Annotated in this window: 18 protein-coding genes; 13 read left to right on the forward strand and 5 right to left on the reverse strand. The window is 55.7% G+C overall.

The window, feature by feature from the left end; translation table 11 throughout:
* The first annotated feature begins 17 nt into the window (after positions 1-17).
* From H7848_RS04485 to H7848_RS20135, 6 genes are all read left to right on the forward strand, one after another.
* A complete protein-coding gene (locus tag H7848_RS04485) occupies positions 18-818 on the forward strand; it encodes a helix-turn-helix transcriptional regulator (protein ID WP_208348397.1) in 801 nt (266 codons plus the stop codon).
* 291 nt (positions 819-1,109) lie between these two features.
* Positions 1,110-2,765, forward strand: coding sequence for an ABC transporter substrate-binding protein (locus H7848_RS04490; protein ID WP_208348398.1), 1,656 nt, complete (start codon positions 1,110-1,112; stop codon positions 2,763-2,765).
* Positions 2,766-2,891: 126 nt separating this feature from the next.
* The gene (locus H7848_RS04495; RefSeq protein ID WP_208348400.1) at positions 2,892-3,980 is read left to right on the forward strand and encodes an ABC transporter permease; all 1,089 of its coding nucleotides are present in this window, start codon (positions 2,892-2,894) and stop codon (positions 3,978-3,980) included.
* 13 nt (positions 3,981-3,993) lie between these two features.
* Positions 3,994-5,178: an ABC transporter permease gene (locus H7848_RS04500; protein WP_208348403.1), complete on the forward strand. Its 1,185-nt coding sequence runs from the start codon at positions 3,994-3,996 to the stop codon at positions 5,176-5,178.
* A 34-nt stretch (positions 5,179-5,212) separates the two neighbouring features.
* Entirely contained in the window at positions 5,213-7,297 is a 2,085-nt protein-coding gene (locus H7848_RS04505) for a dipeptide ABC transporter ATP-binding protein (RefSeq protein WP_208348406.1), read from the forward strand.
* Positions 7,298-7,354: 57 nt separating this feature from the next.
* Positions 7,355-7,477: a hypothetical protein gene (locus tag H7848_RS20135; RefSeq protein ID WP_272874376.1), complete on the forward strand. Its 123-nt coding sequence runs from the start codon at positions 7,355-7,357 to the stop codon at positions 7,475-7,477.
* 3 nt (positions 7,478-7,480) lie between these two features.
* Here the strand turns inward: H7848_RS20135 and H7848_RS04510 are convergent, their stop codons facing one another.
* Positions 7,481-8,068 carry a lytic transglycosylase domain-containing protein gene (locus H7848_RS04510; RefSeq protein ID WP_208348409.1) on the reverse strand — a complete coding sequence of 196 codons (588 nt, stop codon included), beginning with the start codon at positions 8,066-8,068 and terminating at the stop codon, positions 7,481-7,483.
* A 132-nt stretch (positions 8,069-8,200) separates the two neighbouring features.
* Here H7848_RS04510 and ssb point away from each other — a divergent pair, with 132 nt between their 5' ends.
* Positions 8,201-8,680, forward strand: coding sequence for a single-stranded DNA-binding protein (gene ssb, locus H7848_RS04515; RefSeq protein ID WP_208348412.1), 480 nt, complete (start codon positions 8,201-8,203; stop codon positions 8,678-8,680).
* A gap of 10 nt (positions 8,681-8,690) precedes the next feature.
* On the opposite strand, the gene aroB is transcribed toward ssb, so the two are convergent.
* The gene (gene aroB, locus H7848_RS04520) at positions 8,691-9,794 is read right to left on the reverse strand and encodes a 3-dehydroquinate synthase (RefSeq protein WP_208348413.1); all 1,104 of its coding nucleotides are present in this window, start codon (positions 9,792-9,794) and stop codon (positions 8,691-8,693) included.
* Entirely contained in the window at positions 9,791-10,384 is a 594-nt protein-coding gene (locus H7848_RS04525) for a shikimate kinase (RefSeq protein WP_208348415.1), read from the reverse strand. Before H7848_RS04525 ends, aroB begins: the two co-directional genes overlap by 4 nt.
* A gap of 111 nt (positions 10,385-10,495) precedes the next feature.
* Between H7848_RS04525 and H7848_RS04530 the strand changes: the two genes are divergently transcribed.
* From H7848_RS04530 to H7848_RS04550, 5 genes are all read left to right on the forward strand, one after another.
* Positions 10,496-10,648 (forward strand): hypothetical protein, encoded by a 153-nt coding sequence (locus H7848_RS04530; protein WP_208348646.1) that lies wholly within the window; start codon positions 10,496-10,498, stop codon positions 10,646-10,648.
* Positions 10,649-10,670: 22 nt separating this feature from the next.
* Entirely contained in the window at positions 10,671-12,161 is a 1,491-nt protein-coding gene (locus H7848_RS04535; protein WP_237072583.1) for a hypothetical protein, read from the forward strand.
* A complete protein-coding gene (locus H7848_RS04540; RefSeq protein ID WP_208348419.1) occupies positions 12,161-13,099 on the forward strand; it encodes a site-specific tyrosine recombinase XerD in 939 nt (312 codons plus the stop codon). The genes H7848_RS04535 and H7848_RS04540 overlap by 1 nt, the downstream gene beginning before the upstream one ends.
* Positions 13,100-13,152: 53 nt before the next feature.
* Positions 13,153-14,454, forward strand: a complete 1,302-nt coding sequence (locus H7848_RS04545; protein ID WP_208348423.1) for an HlyC/CorC family transporter — start codon at positions 13,153-13,155, stop codon at positions 14,452-14,454.
* 553 nt (positions 14,455-15,007) lie between these two features.
* On the forward strand, positions 15,008-15,628 hold the full coding sequence (locus H7848_RS04550) for a hypothetical protein (protein ID WP_208348425.1): 621 nt from the start codon (positions 15,008-15,010) through the stop codon (positions 15,626-15,628).
* A gap of 159 nt (positions 15,629-15,787) precedes the next feature.
* Here H7848_RS04550 and H7848_RS04555 read toward each other — a convergent pair whose 3' ends face one another.
* A complete protein-coding gene (locus H7848_RS04555) occupies positions 15,788-17,329 on the reverse strand; it encodes a helicase HerA-like domain-containing protein (RefSeq protein ID WP_208348427.1) in 1,542 nt (513 codons plus the stop codon).
* Between the two features lie 334 nt (positions 17,330-17,663).
* Here H7848_RS04555 and H7848_RS04560 point away from each other — a divergent pair, with 334 nt between their 5' ends.
* Positions 17,664-18,302, forward strand: coding sequence for an invasion associated locus B family protein (locus H7848_RS04560; RefSeq protein ID WP_208348429.1), 639 nt, complete (start codon positions 17,664-17,666; stop codon positions 18,300-18,302).
* Here H7848_RS04560 and H7848_RS04565 read toward each other — a convergent pair.
* On the reverse strand, positions 18,200-19,018 hold the full coding sequence (locus H7848_RS04565) for a class I SAM-dependent methyltransferase (protein ID WP_208348431.1): 819 nt from the start codon (positions 19,016-19,018) through the stop codon (positions 18,200-18,202). The two genes, H7848_RS04560 and H7848_RS04565, sit on opposite strands and share 103 nt — an antisense overlap.
* Positions 19,019-19,044 lie beyond the last annotated feature (26 nt).

Genomic DNA, 19,044 nt, shown 5'->3' on the forward strand with positions numbered 1-19,044 from the left:
AGAGTTGGGATAAACCTGTGGTTTCAAACGAGACACTAGATCAGATCCAGATCATTCCCTTGGCCAATATAGCCAAGCGCGAGGCATGGCGTACGGCCTTGCCCCATAGTGAAAAGCAGCATGTGCTGGTTTGGACAACGCGCGGTCAGGGACGGATCACGCTGGCCGGGCGGCGCAGCGGTTTTGGCGTGCACAACGCGATCTTTGTCCCCGCAGGCACCATGTTCGCTTTAGAGCTGATGAACGGCACATTCGGTTCGGTCATCTTTTTACCTGCTGATGAACGGATGGGGCTGCCCGAAGCGCCGGTCCACTTGCGCATACGAGATGTCGCCGCGCAGAAGCAATTTTCGACCCACCTGGAAAACCTGCAGCGCGAACTGGCTGACGAAGGTCCGGGGCGCAATCGTGCGGCGTTTGCCCATGCCGCGCTGCTTGGCGTTTGGCTGGAACGTCAAAGCGGCGAAGAACCCGGCGCACAATACAACGACGCCGCCACGCGATTGGTCGCCCGCTATACCGATCTGATCGAACATCTCTTTCCCACACATCACGGTGTGCGGCATTACGCGACAGCCCTTGGCGTGACAGCAACGCATCTGACACGGGTCTGCAATCAGGTCAGCGGCAAGCCCGCGTCCCAAGTGCTGAACGAACGGGTCATGTACGAAGCACGCCGCCTTTTGCGTGACACCAAAGAACCCGTTGGTCAGATTGCAAAAAATCTTGGGTTTTCAACCCCTGCTTACTTTACACGGGCGTTTCAGAACCACTCTGATCTGACCCCATCGGCCTATCGCAGCGCAAAACACATCTGATCCCTGACCGACTGACGGTCGGATCACGACATCCGAGGCCCGCAGGTTATCGGATTCATTCCTTTTTCCAAAGTGTTCAAATTTTGTTATTTCCGGTTGCGTTCGGCGTCGGTGTCGTTTTTGTTATAGGCAAATGCCGCTTTTAGACTTTGAAATGGCGAAAGCGGACATTGACGCAGCGGATAATCTGGTGCCGAATAACCGTCAACCGATGAAAGCGCCCCAAAATGATTGCGGTGACGTGATCGGACGACAAAAATGATAAGACACTCGTGTCACAGGGAGAATACGATGACGCAACCGACCCTAACTGGTAAACCAATGCATCCGGCCGTTAAGATGTATGCCGACGAGGCAAAAGCCGGCAAGCTGAGCCGTCGTGAATTTCTAAGCCGTGCGACAGCACTTGGGGTGACGGCAACTGCGGCCTATGGATTGATCGGCGCCAGTGCCCCCGCCAAGGCGGCAGCGCACGCGCAACAGGGCGGCACTCTTCGTATTCAGATGGATGTGCGCCCGCTGAAAGACCCGCGCACCTATGACTGGCCCCAGATTTCAAACATCAGCCGCGGATGGTTGGAGTATCTTGTGACCTATACGCGCGATGGCGCGTTTGAACCCGCCCTGCTTGAGGGATGGGAAGTCAACGATGATGCGACCGAATACACACTTCGCGTTCGGCCCGGCGTCAAATGGAACAACGGCGATGACTTCACGGCCGAGGACGTGGCAGTGAACTTCGAAAGATGGTGCGACAAGACGGTTGAAGGTAATTCGATGGCCGCCCGTATGAATACTCTGGTTGATCCTGCGACCAACAAGGCCATCGAGGGCGCGATTACGGCTATCGATCCGCTGACTGTACGCCTCAGCCTGCCCAACCCCGATATCACGATTATTCCGGGCCTGTCGGACTATCCGGCAGCGGTTGTTCACCCGTCGTTCGACAACGGCAACCCTATGGATAACCCAATCGGCACGGGCCCCTATCTGCCCGCGGAATATGAAGTTGGCGTCAAGGGCGTTCTGGTTAAAAACCCCGATCACGAATGGTGGGGCGAAGGTGCGACGCTGGATCGTGTTGAATATATCGATTACGGCACCGATGCATCCTCTTGGGTTGCTGCAGCTGAATCTGGTGAAATCGACATGCTGTATGAAACAGTGACCGATTTTGTCGATATCATGGATGCCATCGGATGGAACAAGTCCGAGGTCGGAACGGCGAACACCATCGTCATTCGCCCCAATCACAACGCTGAAGTGAATGGCGTGAAGCCCTATGAAGACGCCCGCGTGCGGCGCGCATTGCAACTGGCAGTCGACAACGCCGTCTGCCTGGAACTGGGTGTGGCCGGACTGGGCACGGTGGCTGAAAACCACCACGTCGCCCCGATCCATCCTGAATATGCCGAAATCCCACGCGTACCCCATGACCCCGATCAGGCACGCGCCCTGATGGAAGAGGCCGGGATGGCGGATTATGAACACGAACTGATTTCGATCGACGATGACTGGCGCAAGAACACCACCGACGCTGTGGCGGCGCAGTTGCGCGATGCGGGCATCAACGTCACCCGCACGATCCTGCCGGGCAATACGTTCTGGAACGACTGGACGAAGTATCCGTTCAGCTCGACCGACTGGTCCGGTCGCCCCTTGGGTGTGCAGGTTTTGGCGCTGGCTTATCGCTCAGGCGAGGCCTGGAATGAAAGCGGCTTTTCAAGTGAAGAGTTTGACGCCAAACTGGCCGACGCCATGGCAATTGCCGATGCTGACAGCCGCCGCGAGGTGATGGCAGAACTGCAGCAGATCATGCTGGATGAAGGCGTCACGCTGCAGCCATACTGGCGGTCGATCTATCGCCACTACACCGATGATGTTCTGGGCGCTGAAATGCACCCAAGCTATTTCATCAACCCGGCAGATCTGGCGTTGAAAGCCTAAAAATCATCGGGGCCAGCGATTTATATGCTGGCCCCAGTTTATTACGGTCATCGCATTGTGCATTGCTGAAAATGTGTTTTGATCTTTAAAGACCGCCCCTTGGCGGGATAAAAAACAGGGACCGGAATGATACTGTTCATCCTGCGCCGCATCGGCGTTATGATCCTGACGGCAATCTGTCTGACAATGATTGTCTTCTCACTGACCAACCTGCGCCCCAATCTGGAAAAAATTGCAAGAACAGAAGCTGGATCGCGTATCACGGACGAACAGGTCGACACATGGCTTGAGGCGCGCGGCTATCTGGAACCGATGCCCCTGCGCTATGGGCAATGGCTGGGCGTCGTACCGGGTTGGACCACAACGGCCGAGGATGGAACGGTATCAGGCTATTGCAATCCGGCGGGCACCGCGCCTGAGGATGCAGTGAGATACTGCGGGATTATACAGGGTGACTGGGGCTATTCCCGGTCGTCACGCGAAGAGGTGCTAGACGTGCTGGTCCGTCGATTGGAGGCAACTGGCGTTCTTATGTTTTGGGTCTTGGTCGTTATGATCCCCTCTGCCCTGATCATCGGCATTCTTGCCGGAATGCGGGAGGGTTCAAGAACTGACAGAACATTGTCAACTGCTTCAATTGCAGCCACAGCAACCCCTGAATATGTTTCGGCCGTGCTGTTTATTGCTCTTTTCGCCTCGTCAAGCTACGGTCTTTCCCCTGTTCTACGGGAATGGGGGCTGATAGATCGGAGTATTTTTTTATCCGGCTCGGCACGCAGTGCATATAGTCAAGGCCCAACATTAATGAATTTCACGTTGCCTGTTTTAACTATGGCACTTTATGGCATGGGCTACATCGCCCGCATGACCCGCGCCTCGATGGCCGAGGTTATGACGTCGCAGTATATCCGCACCGCCCGGCTAAAGGGTCTAAATTTCCGCGCGATCGTCGTCAAACATGCGCTGCGCAACGCCTTGATTGCACCCTTTACAGTGATCATGCTGCAAATCCCGTGGCTTTTGACCGGAGTTGTAATTGTCGAGACAATCTTCAGCTATCCAGGCTTTGGCGCAACGCTGGTCGATGCCGCCTCAAACAACGACATCGAGTTACTGATGGGTATCTCAGTCATCGCTGTGCTGGTCGTTTTGACCACGCAATTGATTTCTGATGTGGGTTACGTCCTGCTGAACCCACGCATAAGAATATCATAAAGAGGACCGGCAGATGGAACCGATTGGCTGGATTGAAATCATCACACGTCTGCTCGCGCAGCTTACGCCTGTCTTGATAACCCTTGCCGCACTGCTTGCGATTTCATTTCTTTTCAAACGCAAACTTGGCCTCTACGGCAAGCTTTATGATAGCTGGATTGGCATAATCGGCTTCACGCTTGTTATGTTCTGGGTTTTCACCGGACTGTTTGGCGCTTTTGATCTGATCATGACGCATGATCCGTTGAGCATACCGGGAGATCAGATTGAGGCACGAAGACTGCAGAACGCTCTGCCCGGGACGCCTTTCACAGCTAATAGCGGCGAGTACCCCTACTATCTTCTGGGCGGAGATCATCAGGGGCGCGACGTATTTTCAAGGATGGTAGACGGCGCCTGGACGGTCATTCTAATTGCACCCTGCGCAACATTGTTTGCATTCATGGCGGGTATTATCCTTGGACTGCCAGCAGGCTACTATGGCGGACGGCTGGATACAGTGCTGACATTTCTGGCCAACCTTGTATTGTCATTTCCTGTCATCCTGCTGTTCTACTTACTGGTCACACCCGAAATAACAGACTCAGCTTTACCGCGTGTCATGGCTGGAATACTTTTTCTGTTCCCAATCATCTTTCTGATCATATTGCTGAATTCCCGTTTCTACACTCAACCAACAAAGCGAAATATTCTGCTTGCTGTTACGGTTTTGTTTGGCGGTTGGATATATCTGGGAACAGCTTGGAATGCCGATCCTCTGGGTGTGATTGTATTTCCGGCCAATATTCTGATCGTATTTGTTGCAGTTGTCTTCGTTAACTCGCCGACGGTGTTTCGTATTGTACGTGGTCTAACATTCGACATCAAAACACGCGACTATGTGGCGGCGGCTCAAACACGAGGAGAGGGCAATTGGTACATTATGTTGTGGGAAATCCTGCCCAATGTCCGCGGCCCACTGATCGTCGATTTCTGCCTGCGCATCGGTTACACAACGATCCTTCTTGGAACATTGGGCTTTTTCGGCTTGGGCCTGTCGCCCGAGAGCTCAAATTGGGGTGCCACCATAAGTGCGGGTAGCGATCTACTTCGTCGTGCGGCGCACCCAGCCGTCGTGCCTGCCCTGGCACTGCTGACACTGGTTTTGGGACTGAACATGCTGGCGGACGGATTGCGCGAAGAAAGTCTGAAAGACTGATGCGGCGCGGATACAAGAGTGAAAGGATAATCTGATGGCAAAATGGGACTATGACGGCCCGATCCTTGAGATTGACAGCCTGTCCATTTCATTCTTCACCCGTCTTCGGGAAATTCCGGCCGTCATGGATTTTTCCTGCGTCGTGCAACCGGGCGAGGCGATGGGACTGGTCGGCGAATCCGGCTGCGGTAAATCCACCGTTGCCCTTGGCGTGATGCAGGACCTTGGCGTCAACGGCAAGGTCGTTGGCGGATCGATCAAGTTCAAGGGCCGTGAACTGACCGAGATGAGCGATGAAGAGCTGCGCGACCTGCGCGGGTCCGAAATTGCGATGATCTATCAGGAACCCATGGCCAGCCTGAACCCCGCGATGAAGATCGGCAAACAGCTGATCGAGGTGCCAATGATCCACGAAGGCGCGTCAAAGAAAGAGGCCTGGGATCTGGCCTTGCAAGTGGTGGCCGACGTGGGTTTACCCGATCCTGAACGCATTATGAAAAGCTTTCCGCATCAGTTGTCTGGCGGTCAGCAGCAGCGCATCGTGATTGCGATGGCGTTGATGTCAAAGCCATCCTTGCTGATTTTGGACGAACCGACGACGGCGCTGGATGTGACGGTCGAGGCCGGGATCGTGGAACTGGTCAAGGAATTGGGCAAGAAATACGGCACGTCGATGCTGTTTATCAGCCACAACCTTGGGCTGGTCCTGGAAACCTGCGACCGCATTTGCGTGATGTATTCGGGTGAGGCCGTCGAAACGGGGTCCGTCGCGGATGTATTCGACAAGATGCAGCACCCCTATACGCAGGCGCTGTTCCGATCGATCCCCCTGCCCGGTGCCGACAAAAACGCGCGGCCCCTGATCGCCATTCCGGGCAACTTCCCCCTGCCCCACGAACGCCCGCCGGGCTGTAACTTCGGCCCGCGCTGCGATTATTTTGAGGAAGGCCGCTGCAACGCACAGGACATTTCCATGCACACCGTGCCGGGCGATGACCGCCACGCAACACGCTGCCTGAAGTTTCAGGAAATCGACTGGGATGAACCCCCCATTCTTAGCGACAAAAAAGAAAAATCCGACATGGGCGATGTGGTCGTCAAAGTCGATCAGCTGAAAAAATACTATGAAATTGGCGGGAAAGGCATGTTCGGCGGCGGACAACCCCGTGTCGTCAAAGCCAATGAAACGTTAAGTTTTGAAGCGCGTGAAGGCGAAACGCTGGCAATCGTGGGGGAATCTGGCTGCGGCAAGTCGACCTTTGCCAAGGTGCTGATGGGGCTGGAGACGGCGACTGAAGGGCAGATTCTGATCGACAATAAGTCCATCCAGGATATCCCGATTGAATCGCGCGACACCAAGACCATCGCCGATGTTCAGATGGTGTTTCAGAACCCGTTCGACACGCTGAACCCGTCGATGACAGTGGGTCGCCAGATCATCCGGGCGCTTGAGATTTTTGGCGTTGGTAAAAATACAGCTGAACGACGTGATCGCATGCTGCAATTGCTTGATCTGGTCAAGCTGCCCCGCGCCTTTGCCAACCGGATGCCACGGCAGTTGTCAGGCGGTCAGAAACAGCGCGTGGGGATAGCCCGCGCCTTTGCCGGTGACGCGCGAATTGTTGTTGCCGATGAACCCGTGTCGGCGCTGGATGTGTCGGTTCAGGCCGCTGTGACCGACCTGTTGATGGAAATCCAGCGTGAACATAAGACGACACTTCTCTTTATTTCCCATGATCTTAGTATCGTGCGATACTTGTCTGATCGGGTGATGGTGATGTATCTGGGCCATGTCGTGGAACTGGGCACAACAGCACAGGTCTTCAGCCCGCCCTATCATCCCTATACCGAGGCACTGCTGTCTGCGGTGCCGATTGCCGACACGAAGATCAGCAAGAAGCGGATCGTGCTGGAAGGCGACGTGCCCTCGGCCGTGAACCCGCCACCCGGCTGCCCGTTCCAGACCCGCTGCCGCTGGAAAACGCGCGTCGATGGGAATTTGTGTGAAACAGAAATGCCGCCCATGCGCGCGCTGGCGGATGGGCATCAGATGAAATGTCACCTAAGCGATAAAGAGCTAAGCGAGATGGAGCCGGTCATCGAGCTGGCCGCCGAATAGGCGCTTTTTCTGACGGCTGACTTCGGGCACGCTAGGGGCACGGAGTATGACAGCCAGATGACCGATGATTTGGACAAGACCCCAAAACAAAAACGCTTTCCAAGCGGCTGGTGGGCCTTGCCTGCAGTGATCGTAGGGCTGTTGGTGTGGGGCGCGGCTATTCTGATGATTGTCCGCTAACTCTCACCCCCCATAAATCACTTTTACGTAATTTTGTGTCTCGCGAAACGGGGGGATGCCGCCATGTTTCTTGACGGCTCCGGGACCAGCGTTATAGGCCGCCAGGGCCATACGCCACGACCCGAATTCGTCGTATTGCATCCGCAGATAGCGCGCGCCACCGTCCAGATTTTCCTTGGGATCATGGGGATCAACCCGCAGCATCCGGGCTGTCTGAGGCATCAGTTGTGCCAGGCCAATCGCCCCTTTGTGCGAAAGTGCGTTGGATTTCCAGGCGCTTTCCTGCTGAACCAGTCGCAAAAACAGATCCTCGGGCACGCCATGGCGGCGGGCGGCGGAACGTGCCATGTCCAGATACGGGCCGCGATATTTGCCCGTGTAGCGCAAGGCCGTTCCGGTCGGTATCGCAACCCGGTCAGGCTGCAGCCGGACCGAATTCGCATACTGTGTGGCGGCCCGGCGGTCCAACACATCGGTTTGCGATTTGAACAGGCCAGCCCGCGATTTTGATGACAAAACGCCATCATTGGCGAAAAGAGGGCCGGAGACGAATAAACAAAAACCAAACAAAAGAAATATAAAGGAACGCATGGGTATTCCTCTTTGGTGGATCGGCTGCAATATATGCATTTATGACGGCAAGGCCAGACATGAAGCTTATTTTAATTCCTGTCGGCAAATGATGTACTGTCGCACAGCATAAAGATTCGGCAGGAGGATGTCATGGCAGGTTCGGTTAACAAGGTCATTCTGATAGGCAATCTGGGTCAGGACCCCGAAGTGCGGACATTTCAGAATGGTGGCAAGGTGTGCAATCTTAGCGTGGCGACCTCGGAAACATGGAAAGATCGCAACACCGGCGAACGACGCGAACGGACTGAATGGCATCGGGTGGCAATCTTTTCAGAACCCTTGGCGCGGGTGGCCGAGCAGTATCTGAAAAAGGGGTCCAAGGTTTATATCGAAGGCCAGTTGGAAACCCGCAAATGGCAAGATCAGAATGGTCAGGATCGCTATTCAACCGAGGTCGTGCTGCGCCCCTATAAGTCCGAGCTAACGATGCTGGATGGTCGCGATGGCGGTGGCGGCGGTGGCTATGTCAGCAACCAGCAGTCCGGTGGCGGCTATGGTGGCGGCCCGCAGGATAGCTACGGCAGCCCGGCCCCTGCAAACACTGATCTGGACGACGAAATTCCGTTCTAATACACGGAAGCTAACGCGCGTCATCCAGCACGGCTTTGACAAGTGCTGGATCGACGTCTGCGGTCACAAAGGCATCACCGATTTCGCGCAGCAAGACAAAGCGCAACTGGCCTGCGACTACCTTTTTGTCCTGCCCCATCAGCTCAACCAATTTGTCAGATGTGGGCAGATCACCTGGGATATCGCTTAGATCGACCTTCATACCCATGGCCCGCAGATGCGCCCGCAAACGGCCTGGGCTTTCCTGACTGCAAAGACCCAGACGGGCCGACAGGTCTGTTGCCAGGGCGCAGCCGATCGCGACACCCTCGCCATGCAGAAGCCGGTCTGAATATCCGGTTGCGGCCTCAAGCGCGTGGCAAAAGGTATGGCCCAGGTTCAATAGGGCACGGTCACCCTGTTCGGTTTCATCACGGGCGACGATGTCAGCTTTCATCTGGCAGCACCGCTTTATAGCCGCACCTCGGGCCGCAGTGTCGCCAAGCGCCATATCGGGGCCGTTCTGTTCAAGCCATTCGAAGAAATCAGCGTCCCCCAACAGCCCGTATTTCACGACCTCGCCATATCCCGCCAGAAAGGCGCGCCTTGGCAGGGTCTGCAGGATATCGATGTCGATCAACACCAGTGACGGCTGATGAAACGCGCCGATCAGGTTCTTGCCCTGCGGTGCGTTGATGCCGGTTTTTCCCCCGACCGAGCTGTCGACCTGCGCCAGAAGGGTCGTCGGGATCTGAACAAAACGCACACCACGGCGCAGAACAGCTGCAGCAAAACCTACCAGATCGCCGATGACGCCACCGCCCAGCGCCACAACGATATCCTGCCGTTCAACTTTCTGGTCCAACAGCCATTCCACGGTGCGTGTAAACTGCGGCCAGCCTTTTGTTTCTTCACCAGCCGGCAGGGCCAAAGCTGTCATTTCGATGCCGTCCTGGGCCAATGCATTTCCCAAGGTATAAAGATGCAAGGCCGCGACTGTTTCATCAGTGATCACGACCACACGCGGGCGCGTCAGAAAGGGCTTGATCACCTGACCCGCTGCCTTCAGCAATCCTGACTGGATCAGAATATCGTAGGACCGATCGCCCAGATCCACATTCACCTTATCCATCATTGCACTGTTTCCAATACATCTTTTCGGGTCAACAAAACCTGTTCGACGGCTTTGGCCATATCCTCGATCTCGAACTCGGGGCGCGCCTGAACATGCAATTCGGCCAACTGATAGATCGGCTGGCGCTGATGGAAAAGATCGGAAAGCGTCTTATACGGGTCCGCCGTGCGCAACAGCGGGCGGGTGTCCTTGTGGCGCACCCGTTCCCACAGCAAATCCAGATCAGCCCGCAACCAAACTGAAATGCCATGACGCGACATCAGTGCACGATTGCTTTCGCTTAGAAACGCCCCCCCACCCGTCGACAGAATGCCGGGGGTGTCATTCAGCAGGCGATCAATCACTTGCGTTTCCTTCTGACGAAAGAAGCTTTCGCCGTCACGTTCAAAGATTTCAGGGATGGTCATGTTCGACGCCGCGACCATCTCGGCATCGCTGTCGCGGAATGGCACATTCAAACGCGCGGCCAACGCCCGGCCAACCGCCGTTTTACCGGCCCCCATCATCCCGACCAGAACGACGGTTTTTTTCAACTGGTTAATCACAATGACCTCGTGAAATATCGGCACAGGGCCGCTTATGTCTTGCATCATATCTTCAATGGCGTGAAGTTGCCGAAAAGGCCATATATAAAATAGGGGAAATCGGTCCATCAGAGGCCGATATCAGGCAGGCAAGCGGGGACAAGGACAAGAGCCATAATGATAGGGCGCATTTTCAAATATATTGGATACCTTGTGGTGCTGGGTTTTCTGGCATTGGTCGCGTATGCTTATCTTGGACCTTTTCTGGGCGCAGATTTCAGCCCCGAACAGGTCGAGGTGACAAAACCGGTAACGCTGGATGTTGATTAGAGCCCTATGCGCAACTGCCCTGATGACGACGACGGCTCTGGCCGAGGCACCGTTGTCGGCCATTGACTGGCTGTCTGACAGTTTGGCCGCGCCACCGCCTGAACTGACCAGTGCGACCATCGAACCGCCGGTGACCGATAGCGCCACCATCGAAAACATCACGGTCATGCCTCTGAACCTGCCGACACCGGATGGGGTCGGGCTGCTGCCCGGCACGGTGACGGGCTTGCCCGCGGATCTTTGGGGCGACAGCGATGCGCAGACCTTGTCGCAACTGATCGTTCTGACCCCTACCCCGCGCCTGCCTGCTTTGCAGGATCTGATGCAAATGGTTCTGTTGGCCGAGGTCAACCCGCCAATCGGATCAGGTCCGGAACCACAGCTTTTGTTGGCGCGCGTTGATGCGCTGCTGGACATCGGTGCGATTGAACCGGCCCAGGCCCTGCTGGAACGGGCGGGTGTTGAAAACCCCGATCTGTTTCGCCGCTGGTTCGATCTGGCGCTGCTGACCGGAACCGAAGATATAGCCTGCGAAACCCTGCGCGACCAACCGGGTCTGACGCCCAGCTTTCCTACGCGGATATTTTGCCTGGCGCGCAACGGCGATTGGTCGGCAGCAGCCCTGACACTGGAAACAGGCATTGCACTGGAACAGATCAATCCGTCCGAGGCCGAGCTGCTGATCCAGTTTCTTGAACCGGAAGCCGTTGACGATGTCCTGTCGCTTGCCCCGCAATCACGCATCACACCCTTAGAGTTCCGCATTCGGGAAGCCATCGGTGAGCCGCTGCCTACGGTGCGTTTGCCCCGCGCTTTCGCGGCGTCTGACCTGCGCGCGAACGCCGGATGGAAAGCACAGCTAGAGGCGGCTGAACGCCTGGCCAAGGCAGGTGCGATTTCGGAAAATCAGCTTTTAGGCCTATACAGCGCACGGCGCGCGTCGGCTTCGGGCGGTGTATGGGAACGGGTCCAGGGGATACAGGCCCTTGACCGCGCGCTTGAAAATCGCGACCGCAGCGCCATAGCGACAGCCCTGCCGCAGATTTGGCGTGAAATGCAGAGCGCGGACCTTGAAGTGCCTTTTGCCAGACTGTTTGCAAGTCGGCTTATGAATGTGCGTCTTCTGCCCGAAACCGAAGCCCTTGCACTGCGAATTGCGCTGATCTCACCCATGTATGAAACTGCGGGCAATCGCTTGTCCACGCAAAGCCCGGAGGACCGTTTTTTGGCTGCACTGGCCCGCGGTAATCTTGACGGTATCACGGCACCGACAAACACTGCGGCTGCGATCAAAGACGCCTTTACCGATAATATGCCCCCCGAAAAGTTTCGCGATATGTTGCAAAACGGTCGAATTGGCGAAGCCATCCTGCGCGGCATCGCCTTGCTGGATAAGGGTGCCGGTGGTGATATGGCGCAGGTCACCCAAGGTTTGCAAATTCTGCGGGCCGTCGGGCTGGAAGACGCGGCGCGGCAGGCGTCATTGCAATTGATGCTGCTTGAGCGCGGCTGATGAGCGACCTGAACTGGATTTCAGCATTTATCGAGGCGCAAGCGGCCGAATTGGACATCGCGCACAACACTCAGCTGGCTTATGCCCGTGATTTGAAGGACTTCGCAAATTGGCTTGAACGCCAGCATTCGCAGTTTAAAATAGCTAGCCGGTCCGATGTGGAAGACTATCTGATCGACTGTGACGCGCAGGGGTTATCGCAATCGACACGGGCCAGACGGTTGTCCGCGATCAAACAGCTTTATCGCTTTGCATTTGAAGAAGGCTGGCGCAGTGAAAATCCAGCCATTCAGATCAAGGGGCCAGGGCGCAACAAACGACTGCCCAAGACACTGAGCGAGGCGGATGTCGACCGGCTTTTGCAGACCGTGCGCAGCTTTGGCCGGTCGGAGGCGGACCGGGTGCGTAACACCTGTCTGCTTGAGGTGCTTTATGCGACGGGCATGCGTGTCACCGAATTGGTGTCATTGCCCATTGCGGCCGTGCGGGGCAATCCGAAAATGCTGCTGATCCGCGGCAAGGGCGACAAAGAGCGTATGGTGCCGCTGACCGGAACCGCACGTCAGGCCCTGGCTGATTGGATCAAGCTGTGGGATCAGCAACAGGACAAGGCGCGGGAAAACGGCCGCCCCGTGTCACGCTTTCTGTTTCCATCGGGCGGCAAGACGGGCTATCTTACGCGGACCCGATTTTATCTATTGATCAAAGACTTAGCGGTGGCTGCCGGTGTTTCGCCCAACCTTGTTACCCCCCATACATTGCGGCACGCCTTTGCCACTCATCTTTTGGCCAACGGTGCCGATCTGCGGTCGATCCAGGCACTTCTGGGTCACGCCGATGTCGGCACGACCGAAATCTATACCCATGTTCTGGAAGAACGGTTGAAAGATCTGGTTCTGACGCATCATCCCTTGGCCCAGGACAGCGACAGCGCTTGATTGCCAGTGCTTCAAAGCCCATAACCAGCGCATAACTTGCAAGGTGACACGGAATGGACCCCTCTATCTTCGACGCTTCTTTCTGGATCACATCCGGATCGATTGTTGTATTGCTGATCATGTCAGGCTTTTTCTCGGGCTCGGAAACCGCACTGACCGCTGCGTCACGCGGCAAGCTGCGGACACAAGCCGACAAAGGGTCAAAAGGGGCCGAACGCGCGCTGACCATCACAGAAGATAACGAACGGCTGATCGGTTCGGTCCTGTTGGGCAACAACCTGGTCAATATTCTGGCGGCCTCGCTGGCAACCGCACTGTTCACCCGTGTTCTGGGCGAAGGCGGCGTTGCCGTCGCCACGCTGGTGATGACCCTGTTGGTGTTGATCTTTGCCGAGGTTTTGCCCAAGACCTACGCCATCACCAATGCGGAAAAAGCGGCTTCAAGTGTGGCGGGCGCGATTTCGGTCGTGATTATGCTGTTTGCCCCCATCGTGGGGGCTGTGCGAATGCTGGTGCGCGCCATTCTGGCGGTGTTCGGTGTCAAAACCGACCCGGACAGTCATATCCTGGCAGTGCGGGAAGAAATCGCCGGTGCGCTTCAACTGGGCCACTCCGAAGGTGTGGTCGAAAAAGAGGACCGCGACCGCATTCTGGGGGCGCTGGACCTAAGCGACCGGACAGTAGAAGAGATCATGTTGCACAGGTCGGGGATCGAGATGATCAATGCCGATGATGAGCCCGAAAAGATCCTGTCGCAATGTCTGGAAAGCAATCACACACGGCTGCCGATCTTTCGGGACGAGCCGGAAAATATCGTGGGTGTCATCCATGCCAAGGACCTGCTGCGCGCGATCGATAAGCTGATGCGGGGGCCCGAAGCCTCGCCCAACGCCTTGAAATCATTCAAGGTTACGGATGTGGCAATGAAACCCTATTTCGTACCCGAAACCACAACGCTGGACGATCAGATGCGCGAATTCCTGCGCCGCAGCACCCATTTTGCGCTGGTGGTGGACGAATACGGATCGCTACAGGGGCTGATCACGCTGGAAGATATTCTGGAAGAAATCGTGGGTGAGATTACCGACGAATTCGACCCAGACGCCGAAGAACCGCTGCTGAAATCCTCGGACGGGCATTACATCATCGACGGGTCAATGACGATCCGCGACCTGAACCGCGCAACCGACTGGAACCTGCCCGATGAAGAGGCGAACACAGTGGCCGGGCTGGTCATTCACGAGGCGCAGACGATCCCGACGGTGGGGCAAGTGTTCAGCTTTCACGGGTTCCGGTTCGAGGTCATGGCCCGCGATGCCAATCGGTTGACACAGTTGCGGATCAGGCCGCTTTAAGCTGTTGAAAATAATTTGTAATTTCGGTTCTGACATTGGTCTTGGCGGCGGGGTTTCAGCGTTCTTTTGACCCGTCGCCAAATCCGACGCAACGTCATGAAAGTAAACGCGCCGTGCGTATCGGTTTTGGGCCAAAATAAATGTGCAGACTGCACATTTTTGGTATTTTCGAGATCTTCGACATATGCGTTTGTGACAAAACGTACGTTTCGTACGCAGGTTTATACGATTCCCGGGCGTACAAAACAGGCCGTCAATGCGCCCTTTCCTATCAGACATCTTTAATAAAATGGCGGAATTAACCATTTCCGAGGCCATTAACGCATCATAAATCGCACGGCACGGTGCCAAACTTCGCAACTTTACAAAAATCGAATCGAAAACTTTGCAAGGTTTGCAGCGTTAAGGTTTTGGTAGCAAAATCTGGGACGTCGGTTGAGAGTCCGGAGTGTACGATGCTGCAGTATCACCAAGTGTCTGTCATGCTTTTTGGGGAACGGTGAGGACCCTGAAGGAGACCATGTTGCACGTTTTGGGCCGATTAGTTAATCGTATGTCTGATTGGTTTAGAGGCACAAATACTATGAATGCATTCATACGCTCACCCTTTGGAATAGTGCGAATGCTTCTGTGTGGTTTAGCATTCGGTGTTTTGATTGGTTGCGCCACTTCGCCGGTACAGCGCGACGCAGAGGCGGTTTCATCGGGTGTTGCCTTAATGGCGAACACCGATTCAAACGGCGATGCTTGTATTCTGGACGAGGAATTTAGCGTGAATGGGGTGACTCAGGGCGCACCAGAGTCCATAGTCCTTGACCGACTAGGAGAACCACAAGAGCGGCGACCCATCCCACCTGGCAGCGACCTACCATTTAACAGCATCGTCTATCAGGGATTGATTGTTTATTTATTCCAAAATCAGGTCGCTGAATTAACTATAACCGACCCAGCGTGGCAGAGCCCTTCAGGTTTACGTGTTGGGCTAACGAGGGCCGAACTTATCAATGTTCTGGGCCAGGTACCTGAAATTCGGAGCGACTTACCATCAGAGTTAATATACGAAATTCCACCCTGCCAAGACCAGACACAGGCTGAACTGGCTTGGTCATTTCTTATCTTTGTGGACGACAGTGGGACGGTGAAAAAAATAATGCTTCAAGGTGACTGGCCTTGAACCCGTCATCACCGCGGGCAATGTGAATGATCGCAAAGTGTCCCGCAAAATGGACGATATTTACTTACCAAAGCGTCTGTGTACGTCGTTTTTGGGGGACAGCTGACCCGGGGAGGCGAGAGGTCCCGGATCGGGTCCGGGACTGCGCGGGCCGTAGGTTTAGCGCCCCTTGAACAGGCCGCCCAGGATGCCGCGGACGATGCGGCGGCCGGTGGTGCCTTTGAGCTCTTTGATGACCATACCCGTCATCGCCTCGCCAAAGCTTTCGGTTTTGCGGGTTCGGCGTGAGGTCGAGCGGCTGACGCGGGCGCCGGAATAGCGGCGGGCCGAGCGGTATTCGCGTTCGGCCATGGCCAGTTCTTCTTCCTGTGCCTCGGCCTGTTCTGCGGCTTTGGCCGCCGTTTCGGCGCGTTTTTTCAGCATCTCGAAGGCCGACGTGCGGTCCTGCAAGGCCTCATATTTGCCTGCGATGGGGGACATGGCGATGACGCCCTTGCGTTCAAGATCAGTGATCGGGCCCAGTTGCGACGAGGGCGGGCGGATCAGGGTGCGTTCGACGACACCGGGCACGCCCTTCTTTTCCAGCATTGAGGTCACAGCTTCGCCGACGCCGACCTCTCGGATCGTTTTTTCGGTGTCGAAGCGCGGATTTTCACGATACGTTTCGGCCGCAGCGCGCAATTGCTTTTTGTCTTTTGCGGTAAAAGCGCGCAGGGCATGTTGGACGCGGTTGCCAAGCTGGCCCAGGATATCTTCGGGAATATCAGCGGGGTTCTGGGTGATGAAATAGACGCCGACGCCCTTGGACCGGATCAGTCGGGCGACCTGTTCGACCTTGTCGACCAGAGCTTTGGGCGCGTCGTCAAACAGCAGATGCGCTTCGTCAAAGAAGAAGACCAGTTTGGGTTTGTCGGGGTCGCCGACCTCGGGCAGATCTTCGAAAAGTTCTGACAGCAGCCACAGCAGGAAGGTGGCGTATAGACGGGGTGAGGACATCAGTTCGTCAGAGGCCAGAATGTTGATGCGCCCCCTGCCCTGATCGTCGGTCATCATGATGTCGGACAGATCCAGCGCGGGTTCCCCAAAGAGCTTGGCACCCCCCTGATTTTCCAGCACCAGAAGTCGCCGCTGGATGGCCCCGATCGAGGCTTTGGAGACATTGCCATAGCGCAGCCCCAGATCGCTGCCGTTTTCGCCGATCCAGACAAGAAGGGCCTGTAAGTCTTTGAGATCTAACAAAGGCATGCCTTCTTCATCGGCAACGCGGAAGGCGATATTCAGCACACCTTCCTGCGCTTCGGACAGTTCCAGAAGGCGGGAAATCAGCAGCGGGCCCATCTCGGCCACTGTGGTTCGAACGGGGTGGCCGGATTTGCCGAAAAGGTCCCAGAAGGTGACGGGGAAAACCTGATAGGTATAGTCGCCAAACCCGATCTTTTCGGCCCGCGACATGAAAGCATCGTGCAGTTTGAAATCCGCGCTGCCGGGCTTGGCCAGCCCCGACAGATCGCCCTTGATGTCGGCCATAAAGACGGGGACGCCTGCGTTCGAAAAGCCCTCGGCCAGGATTTGCAGGGTGACGGTTTTACCGGTTCCCGTGGCCCCCGCGATCAGACCGTGCCGGTTTGCGTAGCCCAGTTTCAGCGTCTGGTGGTCCGCGTAGTTTTCGCCACCACCGCCCACGAAAATAACGTCACCCATACCGATCCCCCATAAACGTCGTTTTACAGATTTGAAGAATTACAGCTTTGCAGCAAAAAGCGCCAGTCTTGATCAAATCACCGTTAGGACAGCGCTTCTGCCGCAAAACATCGTTAAAACTATATTGACCTATGCGACGAAAGTGCCTAGCATTGACATAATACTAAGTCGGCCTGTCCGACAGGGAGAGAACTTGATCAGAAAAAGGGTTCCTTGGGGGCCCTTTTTCTATTTTTGTCTCACGGCAATTTTACGCCGTTTGGTACGGTGATTGGGCCTGACTCTGCAAAAGGGTCGTGCTAACAGCGTGAACAAAGAAAGAGGCAAGAAAACGATGATCAAGCTGAATGTTCTGAAAGCTGTTGGTGTGGCCTGCGTTCTGGCGCTGCCGGCCTTTGGACAAGAGACGACGAATGAGGTGGCGCCCGAGGCCCCTGCCGAGCAGCCGGTGGATGGGCTGCAAATGGGCGAAGAGGTCACGCCAGGTGATCAGGTCGGGTCAACCTTTATCAAGGCCGAGTTTAACGACTGGGTGATACGCTGCGTCCGCCTGCCGCAGGACCGCGAAGCTTGCGAGTTGCATCAGACCTTGGAAGATGACTCCGGCAATTCTGTCGCCGAGGTCAATATGTTGCCCCTCGAAGAAGGCCAACGCGCGCGCGCTGTTATCAATTTTATGGCCCCGCTAGAGACATTGTTGACCGAAGGGGTGACCATATCGATTGATGGCGCTGCGGCGCGGCGCTATCAGTTCAAGCAATGTGCACAGATTGGTTGTCTAGCGCAGTTTGGCATTGACGAAGACTACATCAACAGTCTGAAAGCGGGCAATGCAGCACGTGTGCGTATCGTTCCAGCTGTAGCACCGGATCAGGAAGTTGTTCTGAACCTGTCTCTGAGCGGGTTTACAGCGGCTTTCAACGAGATGGATAAGATCGTCAACACAGAAGAACCCGCACCGCCACCACAGTAAGCTGATTGCGACGCAATAGCCCAATCAATAGTCTTACCGATAGTAGATATCGCGCCCGATATCGATGCATTCGTATTTTCCGGAATCGGATGCAGCGCGCGCAGCAGTGAATGCTTGTAGGAGAAGAAATTGAAATGCGGATTAAAGGTATAAAGCGCCTCGCGTTCGCGCGGGACGACGATGATCAACCGCTTTTTCGCAACACTGCGCAATTCAGCCAGGGCGACGCGGTATTCCAGAATATGTTCGATGACGTGGGTGCAGATGGCCGTGTCAAAGGCGTTGTCTTTAAACGGTAAATCCTCGATGTGGGCGGCGACATAATTCACGCGGTCCAGGCTTTTGGCGTCTTCGATCACGAAATCGACGCCGGTCATTTCCTTGATATCATCGCGTTTGTCCGCAATCCGCATCAGCAGCGCACCCGTGCCGCAGCCGACATCGCAAACGGTATCGCCCACGATATCTGCGGTGATCTTGTCGATGCAGCCTTGCGAGTTATCCGTTTCGTCATGGACCCGCGGGTGGTCGCGATAGAGCGTTTCGTATTCCTTGGGCGTCAGAAAGGGTGCGTTTTGCCGAAATTCGGCCAACCGAACGACGTGGTCGCCCCAGACATGCTTGGCCAGGAAAAGATAGAGTTTCGTATTACGCAGCGCGGGCGGCAGGATTTCTTCCAACACGTAGCGAATGCGGTTTGTTTGTTCTCGGTTCATAAAGGACGTGTCCCGTTCAAGGCTGC

Source organism: Pseudaestuariivita rosea, assembly GCF_017592335.1.
GTDB classification, from domain to species: domain Bacteria; phylum Pseudomonadota; class Alphaproteobacteria; order Rhodobacterales; family Rhodobacteraceae; genus Parasulfitobacter; species Parasulfitobacter rosea.

Excerpts from the sequence above, each read along its gene's own strand:
- H7848_RS04530 (WP_208348646.1), top strand. The coding sequence starts at position 10,496 with ATGATAGGGCGCATTTTCAAATATATTGGATACCTTGTGGTGCTGGGT.
- H7848_RS04525 (WP_208348415.1), bottom strand. The coding sequence starts at position 10,384 with ATGCAAGACATAAGCGGCCCTGTGCCGATATTTCACGAGGTCATTGTG.
- H7848_RS04490 (WP_208348398.1), top strand. The coding sequence starts at position 1,110 with ATGACGCAACCGACCCTAACTGGTAAACCAATGCATCCGGCCGTTAAG.
- H7848_RS04500 (WP_208348403.1), top strand. The coding sequence starts at position 3,994 with ATGGAACCGATTGGCTGGATTGAAATCATCACACGTCTGCTCGCGCAG.
- H7848_RS04565 (WP_208348431.1), bottom strand. The coding sequence starts at position 19,018 with ATGAACCGAGAACAAACAAACCGCATTCGCTACGTGTTGGAAGAAATC.
- H7848_RS04555 (WP_208348427.1), bottom strand. The coding sequence starts at position 17,329 with ATGGGTGACGTTATTTTCGTGGGCGGTGGTGGCGAAAACTACGCGGAC.
- H7848_RS04560 (WP_208348429.1), top strand. The coding sequence starts at position 17,664 with ATGATCAAGCTGAATGTTCTGAAAGCTGTTGGTGTGGCCTGCGTTCTG.
- H7848_RS04545 (WP_208348423.1), top strand. The coding sequence starts at position 13,153 with ATGGACCCCTCTATCTTCGACGCTTCTTTCTGGATCACATCCGGATCG.
- ssb (WP_208348412.1), top strand. The coding sequence starts at position 8,201 with ATGGCAGGTTCGGTTAACAAGGTCATTCTGATAGGCAATCTGGGTCAG.
- H7848_RS04550 (WP_208348425.1), top strand. The coding sequence starts at position 15,008 with ATGTCTGATTGGTTTAGAGGCACAAATACTATGAATGCATTCATACGC.
- aroB (WP_208348413.1), bottom strand. The coding sequence starts at position 9,794 with ATGATGGATAAGGTGAATGTGGATCTGGGCGATCGGTCCTACGATATT.
- H7848_RS04535 (WP_237072583.1), top strand. The coding sequence starts at position 10,671 with ATGACGACGACGGCTCTGGCCGAGGCACCGTTGTCGGCCATTGACTGG.
- H7848_RS04540 (WP_208348419.1), top strand. The coding sequence starts at position 12,161 with ATGAGCGACCTGAACTGGATTTCAGCATTTATCGAGGCGCAAGCGGCC.
- H7848_RS04495 (WP_208348400.1), top strand. The coding sequence starts at position 2,892 with ATGATACTGTTCATCCTGCGCCGCATCGGCGTTATGATCCTGACGGCA.
- H7848_RS04510 (WP_208348409.1), bottom strand. The coding sequence starts at position 8,068 with ATGCGTTCCTTTATATTTCTTTTGTTTGGTTTTTGTTTATTCGTCTCC.
- H7848_RS04505 (WP_208348406.1), top strand. The coding sequence starts at position 5,213 with ATGGCAAAATGGGACTATGACGGCCCGATCCTTGAGATTGACAGCCTG.
- H7848_RS20135 (WP_272874376.1), top strand. The coding sequence starts at position 7,355 with ATGACCGATGATTTGGACAAGACCCCAAAACAAAAACGCTTTCCAAGC.